Below are 16,013 nucleotides of genomic sequence, written 5' to 3' on the forward strand. Positions count from 1 at the left end.
GCTTTTTTTAACGGTGGCGCTTATATGAAAAATACCCGAAATCTCTACAGTTTATCTGCTATTGGTTGTGCAACTTTATTTGCAACTAGTGCTTACGCAGAAACTTATTTAGTCAAAACCATTGCCGACTATGAGCATGTGGCAAAGCAGCTTGTAGCAGGTGACGAAGTTGTGTTGGCTAATGGACGCTGGGAAAACTTTGAAATTGTTTTACGTGGACAAGGTACCAAAGACGAACCAATCACTTTACGTGCTCAAACTAAAGGCAAAGTTTTGATTACCGGCCAATCGAATTTACGAATGGCAGGCGAATACTTGGTGGTAAAAGGTTTGGTTTTTACCCAAGGTTATACACCAAGTCCTGAAGTTATTTCTTTTAGAATTAATCAGCAACAACTCGCTAATAACAGTCGTGTAACAGAAACTGTTATCGATGAGTTTAGTAACCCTGACAGGTTTGAATCTGACTATTGGGTTGCTTTGTATGGCAAAAATAACCGTTTTGACCATAACTACTTAGCGGGTAAACGCAACCGAGGCGTTACTTTAGCTGTCAGGCTAGATAGCGAAGAAAGCCGCGAAAATAACCATTTAATTGACCACAACTATTTTGGCTATCGCCCTGTATTCGGTTCAAATGGCGGTGAAACATTACGAGTAGGTACCAGCCACTTCTCAATGTTTGACTCTCTGACTACCATTGACTCTAACTACTTTGAAAATTGTGATGGTGAAGTCGAAATTATTTCGATTAAATCTGGCAAAAACCGAATCACTAACAACGTATTCGACCGTTCTAAAGGTACGCTTACTTTGCGTCACGGCAACGGCAATCAGGTTGAATCTAATGTGTTTTTTGGCCACGGTGTAGAACACACAGGTGGGATCCGAATTATCAATCAAGACCAGGTGGTTAAAAATAACTACTTAGAAGGTTTAACAGGCTACCGCTTTGGCGCTGGTTTCACTGTGATGAATGGGGTGCCAAACTCTCCGGTTAACCGTTATATGCCTGTGAAAAACGCCCAAATCGAAAACAATACTTTTGTTGATTTAGATTTTATTGAAATTGGTGCCGGTGCTGATGCTGAACGCAGTCAAGCGCCAAGCGACTCAACTTTTGCGAACAATTTTATTTACAATCAATCAGCTAAAAACTTAGTAACAGTGCATTCAGATGCCTCTGGTATTGAGTTTATTAACAACCCTGCGGTCAACGTAACTAGTCGCGCTGTGCCACTTAACAACATGGCTAAAGATAAAGTGACAGTTAAGCGTGCTGACAATGGGTTAATTTACCCTCAAAAATTATCAGATGTTGGTGTTGAGCGTCAGTTGCAGGTGTTAAACAAGGCAGATGTAGGCCCAAGTTGGTATGGCAAAAAATCGGCTTTTACCAAATTTGATTCTGGCAAAGTTGTTCAAGTCAAAGCGGGTGAAAACACTCTGTTTGATGCAATTGCCGCGGCAAAAGATGGCGACATATTAGAACTTTCGGCTGGTAATTATCCATCGCCAAAAATTATCTTTTTAGATAAAACCATTACGGTCAAAGCTAAAAAAGGTGCCGATGTAACCATTCTACCGATGCGCAGTACCTTTTTAGAAATTCAAAACAATGGCTCGCTGAAAATGATAGGCGTGACTATTGCTGGCGATGCTGCACCTGATTACAAAGGTAATACCATTTTTAGAACACTCAAATCTGGTATGTATAAAAACTTTCGTTTAGTGCTTGACCAGATGGTTGTCCGAGACCTAGATATTAATGGTTTCTACAACATATTTGATGCTGGTTATCGCAGCCTTGCAGACACTGTTTCTATTACCAATTCCGAGTTTAAAAACATCACTGGTGATGTACTGCGTCTGAATAAAGAAACGGATGATCTAGGTGTATTTAATGCAGATCATGTTGTATTGCTCAACAATACATTTAGCAATATTCAGGGCACATTGGTTCGCTTGTATCGCGGTGGACGTGATGAAAGTACCTTTGGACCACATTTAAATATGCAGAATAATCAAGTTATTAATGTCGGCACAGGTAAAAATAACAAAGGTGGATTAGCACTTGAGTTATTAGGTGTTCAAGAAATGCATATTAAAAACAACCAGTTTAAACAGTCTGCCAGCGTGCAATTGGTCACTCAAGTGGGTGAACCAAAAGTTTCAATTGAAAATAATCAACTGGTTGGCACTGCAAAGTTTGATATTTCGGTGACACCATCGAAATAACCCGAATCGTAAGTCTGACCTTGATTTACGGTAGTCGTGTAGCGCAAGGATGCGCGCCTGTTTTAACTAAATAGGCAAAGGTCAGCAAGAGTATTTAAATATTCGAATTAAAGTATGAGGTATCCCATGACACAGAGTGAACGTTTCGTAAAAGCTGAAAATGTACAAGTTGAAGATTTAGGTGGCGGCGTGAAACGCCAAATTTTGGGTTACAACCACGAGATTATGGTTGTTAAAGTTTGGTTTGAAAAAGGCGCAGAGGGATACCGTCATCAGCACCCTCATTCACAATCAACTTATGTTGAAAGTGGTGTATTTGATGTATTTATTAATGGTGAAGTACAGCGTTTAAAAGCAGGTGACGGTTTTTATATTCCACCTGAAGAATTGCACGGTGCTGTGTGCATTGAGGCGGGTGTGTTAATTGACACCTTTAGTCCAGTTCGTGAAGATTTCCTGTGAGGTGAAAGATGTTTATTAACCGACTAAGATGGGCTGTTATCGCCTTAATCGCATTAGCAACCGTAATCAACTATATCGACCGTTCTGCGTTAGCGGTTATGTGGCCAAGTATCGCCGAAGATGTTGGCTTGGATAAGTCCGACTACGCCAACATTATGACCGTATTTATGATTTCTTATGCAATCGGTCAAGGTGTTTTTGGTGGTTTATTTGATAAATTAGGCGCACGTATTGGTTTCACCTTATCAATTGGTGTTTGGTCAATTGCAACTATCTTGCATGGTATCGCTACTACAGTAACGTCTTTTTCAATATTCCGTTTTTTACTCGGCTTTAGTGAAGCTGGTAACTGGCCTGGTGCAACTAAAGTTAATGCTGAATGGTTCCCAGTTAAAGAACGTGCGTTAGCGCAGGGTATCTTTAATGCTGGCGCGTCAATTGGTTCTATTATCGCTCCACCATTAATTGCTGCTTTGTATGCCTTTATCGGTTGGGAAGCAACCTTCTTCGTGATTGGTGGTGTTGGTTTATTTTGGTTAATTCCTTGGTTGTATTTATACAAAGGTACACCGAGCGAAAGCCCGTTAATTGCAGAAGCTGAACGTCAGTACATTTTACAAGGTCAGCAAGCTGAAAGAGACGCTGCTGGAGCGGAAGAAGAATATGTACCTTCATATCGCCAACTACTCAGCCATAAACAGGCGTGGAGTGTAATCGCTGCTCGTTTCTTTGTTGATCCAGTATGGTGGTTATTTGTTGCTTGGTTGCCATTGTATTTAAACGAAAGATTTGGTTTTGATGTTAAACAAATTGGCGCTTTCTCTTGGGTTCCGTATGTTGGTGCTATGGTGGGTGCTTTATTAGGTGGTTACTTATCAGGCCGATTAATTGGCAATGGTTGGTCAGTAAATCGTGCTCGCCGTACGGTAATCGGTTTTGGTTGTGCATTTATGTTACCAGCATTGTTAGCGACGATTTATGCTGACACGCCAACTATGGCTGTGACCCTTATTGCATTTATTTTATTTGGTTTCCAAGTGGTAATTGGCAATATTCAAACCTTACCAAGTGATTATTTCTCGGGTAAAACGGTTGGTTCGTTAGCTGGTTTATCTGGTTCAAGCGCGGTGCTAAGTGTCATTGTGGTTACTCAGTTGGTGCCTGTTTTATCTGCGGGTGGTAACTATTCAGTGGTATTTGGCTTAGCTGCAACCTTTGTACCTTTGTGTTTTATCTCTGTATTACTTGGCGGCAAAATTAAAAGAGTGGCCAAAAAAGGGGCTAAATAATGAGTCAGTTTGTAGCTTTCGGTGAGTGTATGATTGAGCTTTCTTCTCGCGAAGGCTCACTTCACCAAGGTTTTGGTGGTGATGTTTTTAATACCTGTGTGTATTTAAAACGTACATTCAAATATATCGACAGCGGTTTGTTAACCGCTGTTGGTCAAGACTTGCAAAGTGAGCAAATGGTCGCAACCTTTGCTCGCGAGCAACTCAATATTCAAAATGTGTTGCGTCATCCACAGTTGATCCCAGGTTTATATTGGATCCACAACGATGAAGTAGGTGAAAAAATATTCAACTACTGGCGCGATAACTCGGCGGCTAAACGTACTATTGAGTTGGTTAATGCAAGTAATATTCAATCATTAGGCTCAGCAGATATTTTCTTCTTTTCTGGAATTTCGTTAGCGATTTTACCGAAAGAAGATCAAGCTAAGTTTTTTGACTTGTTGAATCAGTTAAAGAAACAAGGCGTTAAAATTGCGTTCGATCCGAATTACCGACCTAAACTTTGGGCAAATCCACAAGATGCTAAAGATTTGTTCCATCAGTGTTTTTTACTGTCGGATATTTTATTGCCTGGCGTTGAAGACTTTAGCTTGTTGTATGGCATTGAAGACGAACAAGGTGTGTTAGAGTTTCTTGCTGTTTATGACATTAAAGAGTTGGTGCTTAAAAATGGTGCTAAACACGTAACGGTTCAATATAAAAACAAACAAACAGTGGTAACCATTACACCAGTTACCAATGTTGTTGATACAACATCTGCAGGTGATTCATTTAACGGTGTGTATTTTGGTGCACGGTTAAATGGTTATGACATTGAAACCAGCGTCAAAATGGCCAGCCGTATTGCTGGTGAAGTTGTGCAACACAAAGGCGCAATCGTTGACGCTGATATATTCTCGAAAAAAGTTAAACAGTTATTTTTGGACTTTGCGCCAGCAAAATAACACGCCTTTGCTATTTTAAAAGATATGCCTATTACTAAAAATAGGCAGACCTACAAGTTAGTAGTCGTACTTTTTACAAGGATGTTCTTTTTTAAAAGGTGGTTATCACTATGAAAGCTAGAAACCCAATTATTATTGCCAACTGGAAACTGAACGGCGACATAGATTTATTATGCAAGTCAGTTGCTAGTTTTATCCGCAAATACTTTAAAGCTGATGTTGTAGTTTGCCCTCCGTATATTTATTTACGCGAAATGCTGAGCTTTTTGCAGTATTCAAGTGTTGCAATTGGTAGTCAAAACGTCAGTAAATTTGAATCTGGCGCTTACACTGGAGAAACCTCTGCTCAAATGCTCAAAGAGGCTGGTTGTAAGTATTGTTTGATTGGCCATTCTGAACGACGTTCAATGTTTCGTGAAAATAATCAGTCATGCAATATCAAGGTAAAAAGTGCGTTAGACAGCGAATTAAAACCCGTATTGTGTATCGGGGAAAATGCTGAAGAGCGTGATGCGGGCGTCACTCGCGACGTGTTATTTAGACAGTTGAGTGAAGGGCTAGAAGGTATTGAGTTTAATGGCGATGACATTTTGGTTGCTTATGAACCCGTTTGGGCGATAGGCACAGGCAATGCGGCATCAGCTGATAACGCAGAAGAAGTTCACTGTTTTATACGTAAAGAAATAAAAGCACTATTTGGTCGGGATGTCGCTGAAAAAGTACGAATTTTGTACGGTGGCAGCGTAAATAAGACCAATGCAGCACTACTTTTGGAACAAAAAAATATTGATGGTTTGTTAGTCGGCGGCGCTAGCTTAGACCCATCACACTTTATGGAAATTTGTCAGGTCGCCGATCAATTTTCCCAAAAAACCGAATAAGAGGCTTTACTTATTATGCCAAGATTATCCAAAAACTATGGTGTATTAACTGGCGATGATGTTTCTAAGTTGTTTGCCATTGCTAAACAAAACTTGTTTGCCATCCCCGCTGTTAACGTGGTTAATACCAATTCAGTTAACGCAGCTTTAGAAGCTGCAAAAAAAGTTAACTCACCAATTATTATTCAGTTTTCGAATGGTGGCGCTGGCTTTTTTATTGGCAAAGGCAGCGAGTTAGGCTCTATTGAAGCGTCTATCGCTGGGGCTGTTGCAGGTGCGCATTATGTCAGAGCGGCTGCTGAGCATTATAAAGTGCCAGTTATTTTACATACAGACCATGCTGCGAAAAAGTTATTACCTTGGATTGATGGTTTATTGGATGCCGGCGAAGAGTACTTTTTAAAACATGGTGAGAGTTTATTTAGCTCACACATGATAGATTTGTCTGAAGAATCGTTAAAAGAAAATATTGATACTTGTGCGCAGTATTTGAAACGCATGTACAACATCAAAATGACTTTGGAAATTGAATTAGGTTGTACAGGCGGCGAAGAAGATGGCGTTGATAATACAGGTATTGATAGCGCCGCTTTGTATACTCAGCCTGAAGATGTTGCATATGCGTATCGCAAATTAATTAAGATTAGCGATAGGTTCACCGTAGCTGCGTCATTTGGTAACGTACATGGTGTATACAAACCGGGTAATGTGCGCTTAGAGCCTGCTATTTTGCGTAATTCTCAAGCTTATTTAGTCGATAATTTTGTGCTTAAGTACAACCCATTAAACTTTGTTTTCCACGGTGGTTCTGGTTCTGATTTACAAGATATTCGCGATTCTATTGGTTATGGTGTGGTTAAGATGAACATCGATACAGATACCCAATGGGCAACTTGGCAAGGTATTCACCAATATTACTTAGCTAATGAAGGTTACCTGCAAGGCCAAATAGGTAATCCGGATGGTGACGACAAACCGAACAAAAAATACTACGACCCGAGAGTGTGGTTACGTAAAGGCGAAGAAAGTATGGCGAAACGTTTAGAGCAGAGTTTTGCTGATTTAAATTGTATCAACCGAAATACCTTGCTTAGATGAAACGATTAATTCCTGTATTACGAGCTGATGAGGTTGAGTTAGACCTCATTATGCTGATTAGAACCATATTAGCTGCAACAAAAGAAATTTCTTTTCGTGTCAGTCAAGGCGCGTTAGGTGGAGTGTTGGGTTCTACTTTGGATGAGAACATTCAGGGTGAAACGCAAAAGAAATTGGACGTTATTGCCAATCAGTTGTTTAAAGACATGCTGTTAAACGAAGGCAATGTAAAATCTTTTGCTTCTGAAGAAGAAGACACTGTAGTGGCAGTACACGATAATGGTAAATTTGTTGTTGCGTTCGACCCGCTAGACGGCTCGAGCAATATTGATATTAATGGCCAAATCGGTACTATTTTTACCATTTTCCCTGCGATAGACTCATTAGCGGCAGATGATGAAAAACAATTCTTACGCAAAGGTCATGAACAAGTCGCTGCTGGTTACGTGTTGTATGGTCCATCGACCATGCTGGTATTGTCGACAGGCAAACAAACCCGTTGTTTTACTCTAGATAGAACCCATGGCGGTTATTTGTTAACGCATGAGGAGATGCAGGTGCCTGCTGATGCTTGTGAGTTTTCGATTAACATGTCTAACTATTCTAAATGGCCACAATATATTCAACAATATATTGACGGGCTGATTTCCCCTAAAGGTGATGGCGCTCCCGAGTATAATATGCGTTGGAATGGGGCCATGGTGGGAGATATTCATAGAATTTTAACCCGTGGTGGTATTTTCTTGTATCCACAGAATGCACTTAAGCAAGGTGATACTGGTAAGTTACGCTTGTTGTATGAAGCAATGCCAATGGCAATGTTGATTGAAGGCGCTGGCGGTTTAGCCAGTTCGGGGACGCAAGATATAATGCAAACCCGGTTAACACAATTACACCAAAGAGTTCCTGTGATTATGGGATCAAAAAAAGAAGTTGAGGCTTGTTTGTCAATTTGTTGAGGCTATCTATACTTGTTAGATGAAGCAAATATTTCGCCATATATCTAGTTTAAAGCACACAAGTCGGTTGTTGCTGACTTGTATGCTTTTTATACTATCCTCTTTTGAACTGGCCGCTAAGCTGCGAATGGCTTGGTTTGTCCCGCTTGATTTATCCAACGAAAAAATTATCTTCGGTGATGGCAACGAATTTTGGAAACATACCCACCAATTTACTGCCAAGGCAGCTAAAGATTTAGGCATAGAATTAGTTATGGTTGATTTTAATCGCAACCGATTTAATTATGTTGAGCGTGCTCGAGATGTTGCTTCTGGCAAGTATGGCAAAATAGACGCTGTCATTTTTTATAATTATTTAAACAAAGGTAGCATAGTGTTAGATATATTTGAGCGTGCTGCCATCCCATCTATCAGTATTATTACCAATTTTATCGACCAAAATACAGGTATAAATCAAGCTGCTGTTGGTCGACCTCGAGCTTTGTTTAAGCATTGGATCGCTGAGTTTGAAACCAATGATCTGAAAGCTGGTCGTGATTTAATGCATGACTTAGTTGAGCGATATCAAAGCGAAAACCCGGTTGATGATCAATTGATTAAAGTTATTGCGATAGCTGGCGAGCGCACGCACAGCGCTAGCGTATTACGTAAAAAAGGTTTGTACCAAGCACTGGATGATTTGCCCAATGTTAAATTGGTGCAATTAATTGAGGGGAGTTGGTCAAGACTTCGTGCCCAAGAGGTCTTGCCAAAGCTATTACGTCGACATGGTGAAATACAAATTGTTTGGTGTGCAAATGACGAACTGGCTATGGGCGCGATAGCTGGCTTGTCTGATGCAAAGTTGGATAGGGCTAACATTATGGTCGGTGGGGTAGATTGGAACTCTGAAGCACTACAAGCAATAGAGCGCAATAGATTAAAAGTTTCATATGGTGGCCACTTTCTGCAAGGGGCATACGCGTTAACTTTATTATACGATTATTTAAATGGCTTAGACTTTGCGGCTGATGCAGGCGTGAGCTTTAGGTTGGATTTAGAAAAAGTGGATAGAAGTTCCCTGCATTTGTATAAGCACAATAATGAATATTTTTCGCTACAACAGGTGAACTTCTTAAAAATGTCGCGTTACTATCAGAAAGTACAGCTAAATGACACGACAGAGTATTCGTTTAATTATTTAGATTATTTGGTTACTAATGCTTCGCAACATTAAACCATAAACGTTGATCATCAATAGGGGTTTGCGGCGGTAAATATGGATTGTTCAATTTAATGACTTTACGATTTTGAATATTGCTCAGCTCTAAAGCATCTTTAATTAATGGGTGATTGTACATATAGTCGTCAAATGAACCATCTTCGATTGCTTGCTGTAAGCCTGCTGTAATCTCGTGGTAAAGCGCTGTATTGTCTTTGTTGACAAAGAAGTAGGCTGGCAGGGTATACATTAAGATGAGATTGTCCTCGACACTCAAACCAAGCTCTGGGAATTTTTGTTTTTCTGCAAATGCGGAATAAACGCTGCGCGGAAAGTAGTCAAACCTTTCACCTTCGAGCATATAGAACAAATTGCCAAATTTGTTCGCCGTTACCACTGGCAAATCAGCTTGTTGTAAAATTTGTGTATCTACCCAAGTGCGCACTTGTCCAGCAGTTAAGTTAGCAAGATCTTCAACTGAATGCACATGCTCAAAGTGTTGCTGATTTTCCGGTTTGATTAAAAAAATTCTATAGCCGAGTAAGCCCTTAAATAACGGAACTCTGATGGGCTGAAAATTTTGCTCGTACTGGCTAGAAGTCCCAACCCAAGCAACATGAACATTATTGCTTCCTAGGTCAGACATTAATTTTTGCTGGGTTAAATAAGTGGGTGATTCATTGAGCTGATAGTTGTGTGCCGAGTAACTCAAAGCTAATTTCAACAGGCCAAACTGATATTCTTCTTTAGGCGAGTCAATTTTATTGTGTTTTATCACCACTGGCTGGTTGGCATTTACACAGCTTGACCACCATACACTTAATGCAAGTGTAAGACACAATTTGCTTTTAGATATAATGTTAAACACAACTCACCTCGACTTTATCAATATAAATATCAGATTTTTCGAACTTTTTACAGAAAGTATCCATTTGTTTTACAAAAGTGCAAGCTTTCTTGTTAGTTAGCTGACACGATTATAGAATAATTGTGATTCATTTCATACCAATTTATTAAAATTGTTTGACGCTATTGTTTGTTTGTGTGATTATTTTGCTATACATAATTCTGGTGTTTGACGATAGCCAATTGCATTGTAACGAGGTGGACTATGACCCCATTTGAATGGAATTTCCCAACAAAACTGACCTATGGACCTGGCAGAATTGATGAAGTTGGACAAATTGCTGCCGAGTTCGGTAAAAAGGCGATGATTGCTACTTATGCCAAAGGGTCTGCGCTTGATCCTGTGATTGAGCGAGTTGAAAGCTCGTTGCGCGCAGCTGGTTTGGAGGTGGTTATTTTTACAGGGATTGAACCGAATCCACGCGCTCAAACAATCGATAAAGCGACTGATATTTTTATTGCTGAGAAATGCGACCTTGTCATTGCTCTAGGCGGTGGCAGTGTAATAGATGGTTCCAAATATATCGCTGCTACCGCTTTCTCTGGCGGTAAATCTTGGGACTATGTTGTATTAGGTGAGCGTACGCCAAGAGAATATACAGGCGCATTCCCAATTATTTCTATACCAACTATTTCTGCGGCTGGCTCTGAGTGCAACGCTGGTGGCGTTATCCAGAATGCAGAAACCAACGAAAAAAGTTTTTCGCGTTCACCATACCGCATTCCAAAAGTCGCAATTGTTGATCCCGAAATCTTAAAGTCGGTTCCTTTGCATCTAACAAAAGAAAGTTGCATAGATATATTTTCTCATTTAGTTGAGCACTATTTGTCGAGTCACGCTGAATCAGAATTTGCCGATCGAATGACCGAGGGCATGATCTTATGTTTAATGGATAACTTTGAAAAAATTGTCCAAAACATTGAAGACGTTGAGGTGCGTGGTCAACTCGCGCTGTGCTCGATTTTCGGTTGGTCAGGTATTCAAGCCCTTGGTCGCTTAGGTTGTATTCCGATGCACTCAGTTGAAATGCCACTGAGCGCTTATTATGATTTACCCCATGCTCGCGGCATGGTGGTTGTTATTCCTGCGTATTTAGAGCACATGGCTGACGCAATTCCACATAGATTTGCCAAACTTGCACGCCGATGTTTTGGGGTAACAGAAACAGATGATCTTGTGGCAGCAAAATTGCTGCACGTAAAAGTAAGAGAGTGGTTCAAGCGTATGGATGCCTTTTTAACATTGTCAGATGTTGGCATACCGGACGATAAATTTGAACAAATGGCCGATGATGTCGTGCGCATGTTTCCGGGTGGTGCACCCGAGAGCACAGCCGGACCTAGGCCCATCAGCAAAGATGAGATCGTAAGAATTTACCAACTGTGTAAATAACTGAAACCAAGAAAGAAGTAAGATAGCCAAAAGCCAAAGCCACTTCTGTAGTGAGTAACAGAAGTGGCTTTTTTTGTATGCTTTAGCCAAATATTGAGCGCATTAAACCGACTACTTCTTCGATTTTTTTGCCGCCCATAACTTGTTTAATAATAGCCTCTCTGTTTGCTTTAACAAATGCTGGCATATCATCTTCGGCTAGTACTTTGTCTACCATTGCCGACACTGATTCTAGGCTTTTGCCGCTGCGACGTGCACTTGCTGATTTATTAACTGAGCTACTAGAGGGTTTATGCAAAGCTTTGTAGTAGTTGGATTGTTCATGCGCTTTTTCATCGGCAAACCAAAACAAATCAAGCAGTATTGCCCTGTGCTCTAAAATAAACTGCTCGTTATCATTGTTTGCTGATGCGAGCTTCCACCATGGCATTTGTTGATAGCTTGCTACTAGGTCATTCCAATAAGATAAAAAATCCTGGTTAGATAGTCTTGCAAGACCAAACGCCGCGCAAATGCTATCGGCCTTGCTTGAATTTATACTGATAAACACGTCAGGGCGATGTAGTGCCAATAAACGTGTCGCTGGAAACAAAGGTGCTTTTTCTGGTTCAGCTTGTTGCTCAAACATGGCCACATATTGAGAGACGAAGTCTTGATAGTGCGCAAAGGTTACTTCACCTTGCAGTGGGATTGCTTGCAGCATCTTTTCTATTGCGTCTGCGTTATGCGTGACGGTCGCTAGAAAATTTTTGGCGTTGCGAAAACCAGTGAAGTGCTCTACGTCGAAGGTGTAAATGCTAGGATCATGCTTGGCGGTATGTTTGCCAAAGTAAACCAACTGGTCTTCGCTTATTAATTGGCTAAAACTTTGTGATCTCAGCTGTGCTATATAATGTAGAAAAGCCTGTTGCTCGGACCAAATTGGTCGATTTTGCAATTCTTCTATGTTGGCAACAAATATTGGCCAAGGAGTAATTCGCAACATTTTTAATTGGCACTGGCTAATTGCTTGCTCGAGCAATTTACTTAGTTTGGCAACTACGGGCAATTGCTCTGCCTCTAGAAGCTCGTAATTGAGATGTTTGTTGCAAATTAGGTGCATGGTTTTGCACCAAGTTAAAAAATCGCTGGGGATTTCCTCTATAATGTCGTCGGTTTTTATTGCGAGCAAGTTAAGGCTAATGTCCGATATGTTTTTTAGCATATTTTGGTAAAGCTGGTTTTCGCTTTCAGGCAAGGACATTTTTACTGGGGCGGCTAGCAGTTTTTTCATTTAGTTAATTAATCATGCGCAGTGAAAGGGCCGCTGATGATACGGATTCATTGGCTTGGTGCAAGTAGCAAGCTAGTGAATCTGCTATATTTTAGTTTAACTGGGTGATAAATCGCCAACCTAGTGTTGTTTATGTAATAAGTGTATTTCAATCAGGAAAATTTAATGTTTAAGTTTGATAATATTTTTTTCAATAGTCTGTTGATCGCCATTGCTGTTTTGTTATTGATTGACTTTACAACAGATATTAACAAGTCAGGTCGTCAAACGAGTGAAGACACAGACCCTGAAGCGCCTTATTCTCTATTAGATGAAGATATTAAACTGCCGAGTAGCAAGCCAAGTTTTAAAAAATATCCCGCGGGTGGTCAACGCAAGAAGGTTTTTTTTGACTATTTTCTGCCCATTGTTAAGCATACCAATCAGCAATTACTAAAGTTACGTGCTCGTCTTGTCGAGCTTGAGCAAATCAAAACTGACTTGACCAATCAACAAGTTCGTTTTGTTAAAAAGACAGCAGACAAATATGGACTTGATGTTTTCTCGATTGAAAATGAGCAAGACTGGCAAGTGTTAATTCGACGGGTTGATTTGGTGCCGCCTTCTTTGGCGCTTGCTCAAGCTGCCAACGAGAGCGCATGGGGGACATCTCGTTTTGCATTGCAAGGGAATAACTTTTTTGGTCAATGGTGTTTTAAAAAGGGTTGTGGCTTAGTACCGCTCAGTCGGGGTGAAGAGCAAACTCATGAAGTTGCAAAATTTTCTAGCCCGCAGCATTCTGTTGAGCGGTATATACATAACCTTAATACGCATCCGGCATATACACAGCTGCGTATAATGCGAGAGAAATTGCGTCGTCAGCAAAATAGCATCACGGGTATCAAGTTATCTGAGGGCCTTATGAAATATTCTGAACGAGGTGAAGCTTATATAGAAGAGCTACAAGAGATGATTCGATTTAACAAATTAGATCGATTAGATCGCTAATTGTTCATTGGCGTTTCTTTTGCGGAAGAAATGCCGAATTAAAGCTTTAAGTTAGTTGATTTGTGACATTTAATGTCAAAAAAACAGATTATTTTTAAATCTAACGCTGTCTTTCTTTTCAATTGCTCGTTTACCTTGTATCCTATCGCGCATTATATACCCAAGTTATCTGAAGAACTGATTTCTGCGGAGTTTTGGTATAAATTCTTGACACATAATTAGTAGAGTAAAACAATGACTGATTTATCTAAATATAGAAATATTGGTATTTTTGCCCACGTTGATGCGGGTAAAACAACCACGACAGAACGTATTCTTAAGTTAACCGGTAAAATCCATAAAATTGGTGATACTCATGACGGTTCAACGACTACGGATTTTATGGAACAAGAAGCTGAGCGTGGTATTACAATTCAATCAGCAGCAACTACATGTTTCTGGAATGATCACCGTTTAAATATCATCGATACCCCTGGACACGTTGACTTCACAGTAGAAGTATACCGTTCATTAAAAGTTCTTGATGGTGGTATTGGTGTATTCTGTGGTTCTGGTGGTGTTGAACCACAATCAGAAACCAACTGGCGTTACGCAAATGATGCAGAAGTATCTCGTTTGATCTTCGTAAATAAATTAGACCGTATGGGCGCTGATTTCTATCGCGTTGTTGATCAAGTTAAGAACGTACTTGCTGCTAACCCACTAGTTATGACTTTACCAATTGGTATTGAAGATGACTTTAGCGGTGTTGTTGATGTATTAGAGCAAAAAGCTTATATTTGGGATGATAGTGGTTTACCTGAAAACTATGAAGTTACTGAAATTCCAGAAGAGTATAAAGAAAAAGCTGCTGAGTATCGTGAAATGTTGATCGAAACTGCAGTAGAGCAAGATGATGACATAATGATGGCTTATATGGATGGTGAAGAGCCAACTTTAGAGCAAATCAAAGAGTGTATCAAAAAAGGTACTCATAACTTATCTTTCTTCCCAACTTTCTGTGGTTCTGCATACAAGAACAAAGGTATTCAATTAGTATTGAACGCGGTTACTGATTATTTACCGTCGCCTACAGAAGTTGAGCCACAAGACTTAACTGACGAAGAAACGGGTGAGCCTACAGGTGAAAAAGCAATCGTTTCTGTTGACGAGCCTTTCCGTGCATTAGCATTCAAAATTATGGATGACAGATTCGGTGCATTAACCTTTATTCGTATTTACTCTGGTAAATTAAATAAAGGTGACACTATCCTTAACTCTGCTACTGGTAAAACTGAGCGTGTTGGCCGTATGGTTGAAATGCATGCTGATGAGCGTACTGAGTTAACTTCTGCACAAGCGGGTGACATCATCGCGGTTGTTGGTATGAAGAATGTACAAACTGGTCACACTTTGTGTGATCCTAAAAATGCTTGTACTCTTGAACCTATGATCTTCCCAGATCCAGTAATCTCAATTGCGGTTGCACCTCGTGATAAAGGTTCAACTGAAAAAATGGGTATTGCGATTGGTAAAATGGTTGCAGAAGATCCATCTTTCCAAGTTGAAACTGACGAAGATTCAGGTGAAACCATCCTTAAAGGTATGGGTGAGCTTCACTTAGACATCAAAGTTGACATCTTGAAGCGTACTTACGGTGTTGAATTAAATGTTGGTCAGCCTCAAGTTGCTTACCGTGAAACTATTACTCAAGCAATTGAAGATAGCTACACGCATAAGAAACAATCTGGTGGTTCAGGTCAGTTTGGTAAAATCGACTACCGTATCAAGCCAGGTGAGCCAAATTCAGGCTTCAAATTTGAGTCTACTGTTGTTGGTGGTAACGTTCCTAAAGAATTCTTCCCAGCAATCGAGAAAGGCTTTAAAGAGATGATGAATCAAGGTGTTTTAGCCGGATTCCCAACTCTAGACGTTGAAATCGAATTATTCGATGGTGCATACCACGCAGTTGACTCATCAGCAATCGCGTTTGAAATCGCTGCTAAAGGCGCTTTCCGTCAATCAATGAAAAAAGCTGGTCCTCAATTACTTGAGCCAGTAATGAAAGTTGACGTATTTACACCTGAAGATCATGTTGGTGACGTAATCGGTGATATCAACCGTCGTCGTGGTATGATCAAAGACCAAGAAGCTGGTGCAACTGGTGTTCGTGTTAAAGCTGACGTTCCATTATCAGAAATGTTCGGTTATATCGGTCACTTGCGTACTATGACATCTGGTCGTGGTCAATTCTCTATGGAATTCTCACACTACGCAGCATGTCCACAAAACGTAGCAGACGCTGTAATTGCAGCTGAAAAAGAGAAAAAAGAAGCTAAATAATTAAGCCTCTATTGATTCTTTGATGGGCCCTGCTGTTGAAAAACAGCAGGGCTTTTT

At 40.3% G+C, this 16,013-nt stretch carries 13 protein-coding genes; 11 read left to right on the top strand and 2 right to left on the bottom strand.

Translation table 11 applies throughout. From position 1 onward, the window contains the following. Positions 1-24: 24 nt before the first annotated feature. The 8 genes from DS2_RS03415 to DS2_RS03450 all read left to right on the top strand — a co-directional run bounded on the left by DS2_RS03415 (position 25) and on the right by DS2_RS03450 (position 9,090). Positions 25-2,238, top strand: coding sequence for a chondroitinase-B domain-containing protein (locus DS2_RS03415; RefSeq protein ID WP_051479588.1), 2,214 nt, complete (start codon positions 25-27; stop codon positions 2,236-2,238). 126 nt (positions 2,239-2,364) lie between these two features. Then, positions 2,365-2,700, top strand: a complete 336-nt coding sequence (locus DS2_RS03420) for a cupin domain-containing protein (protein WP_035013241.1) — start codon at positions 2,365-2,367, stop codon at positions 2,698-2,700. Positions 2,701-2,708: 8 nt separating this feature from the next. Further along, positions 2,709-3,989: an MFS transporter gene (locus DS2_RS03425; protein ID WP_035013242.1), complete on the top strand. Its 1,281-nt coding sequence runs from the start codon at positions 2,709-2,711 to the stop codon at positions 3,987-3,989. Next, complete coding sequence (locus DS2_RS03430) at positions 3,989-4,936, top strand: sugar kinase (RefSeq protein ID WP_035013243.1); 948 nt, start codon at positions 3,989-3,991, stop codon at positions 4,934-4,936. Before DS2_RS03425 ends, DS2_RS03430 begins: the two co-directional genes overlap by 1 nt. Before the next feature lie 110 nt (positions 4,937-5,046). Beyond that, entirely contained in the window at positions 5,047-5,817 is a 771-nt protein-coding gene (gene tpiA, locus DS2_RS03435; RefSeq protein WP_035013244.1) for a triose-phosphate isomerase, read from the top strand. Positions 5,818-5,832: 15 nt separating this feature from the next. Next, positions 5,833-6,915, top strand: coding sequence for a class II fructose-bisphosphate aldolase (gene fbaA, locus DS2_RS03440; protein ID WP_035013245.1), 1,083 nt, complete (start codon positions 5,833-5,835; stop codon positions 6,913-6,915). After that, complete coding sequence (locus DS2_RS03445) at positions 6,912-7,874, top strand: class 1 fructose-bisphosphatase (protein ID WP_035013246.1); 963 nt, start codon at positions 6,912-6,914, stop codon at positions 7,872-7,874. The genes fbaA and DS2_RS03445 overlap by 4 nt, the downstream gene beginning before the upstream one ends. Positions 7,875-7,956: 82 nt before the next feature. Further along, positions 7,957-9,090, top strand: a complete 1,134-nt coding sequence (locus DS2_RS03450; RefSeq protein WP_035013247.1) for an ABC transporter substrate-binding protein — start codon at positions 7,957-7,959, stop codon at positions 9,088-9,090. On the opposite strand, the gene DS2_RS03455 is transcribed toward DS2_RS03450, so the two are convergent. Continuing rightward, entirely contained in the window at positions 9,071-9,943 is an 873-nt protein-coding gene (locus DS2_RS03455; RefSeq protein WP_235188537.1) for a transporter substrate-binding domain-containing protein, read from the bottom strand. The two genes, DS2_RS03450 and DS2_RS03455, sit on opposite strands and share 20 nt — an antisense overlap. A 243-nt stretch (positions 9,944-10,186) precedes the next feature. On the opposite strand from DS2_RS03455, the gene DS2_RS03460 reads away from it, so the two are divergent. Then, positions 10,187-11,374 carry an iron-containing alcohol dehydrogenase gene (locus DS2_RS03460; protein WP_035013248.1) on the top strand — a complete coding sequence of 396 codons (1,188 nt, stop codon included), beginning with the start codon at positions 10,187-10,189 and terminating at the stop codon, positions 11,372-11,374. Positions 11,375-11,456: 82 nt separating this feature from the next. Here DS2_RS03460 and DS2_RS03465 read toward each other — a convergent pair whose 3' ends face one another. Then, positions 11,457-12,647, bottom strand: a complete 1,191-nt coding sequence (locus DS2_RS03465) for a hypothetical protein (protein ID WP_035013249.1) — start codon at positions 12,645-12,647, stop codon at positions 11,457-11,459. Positions 12,648-12,812: 165 nt separating this feature from the next. Here DS2_RS03465 and DS2_RS03470 point away from each other — a divergent pair, with 165 nt between their 5' ends. Next, positions 12,813-13,634: a glucosaminidase domain-containing protein gene (locus DS2_RS03470; protein WP_035013250.1), complete on the top strand. Its 822-nt coding sequence runs from the start codon at positions 12,813-12,815 to the stop codon at positions 13,632-13,634. Positions 13,635-13,868: 234 nt separating this feature from the next. Further along, entirely contained in the window at positions 13,869-15,956 is a 2,088-nt protein-coding gene (gene fusA, locus DS2_RS03475; RefSeq protein ID WP_035013251.1) for an elongation factor G, read from the top strand. The last annotated feature ends 57 nt before the right edge of the window (positions 15,957-16,013 follow it).

Source organism: Catenovulum agarivorans DS-2, from assembly GCF_000568405.1.
Lineage (GTDB): Bacteria > Pseudomonadota > Gammaproteobacteria > Enterobacterales > Alteromonadaceae > Catenovulum > Catenovulum agarivorans_A.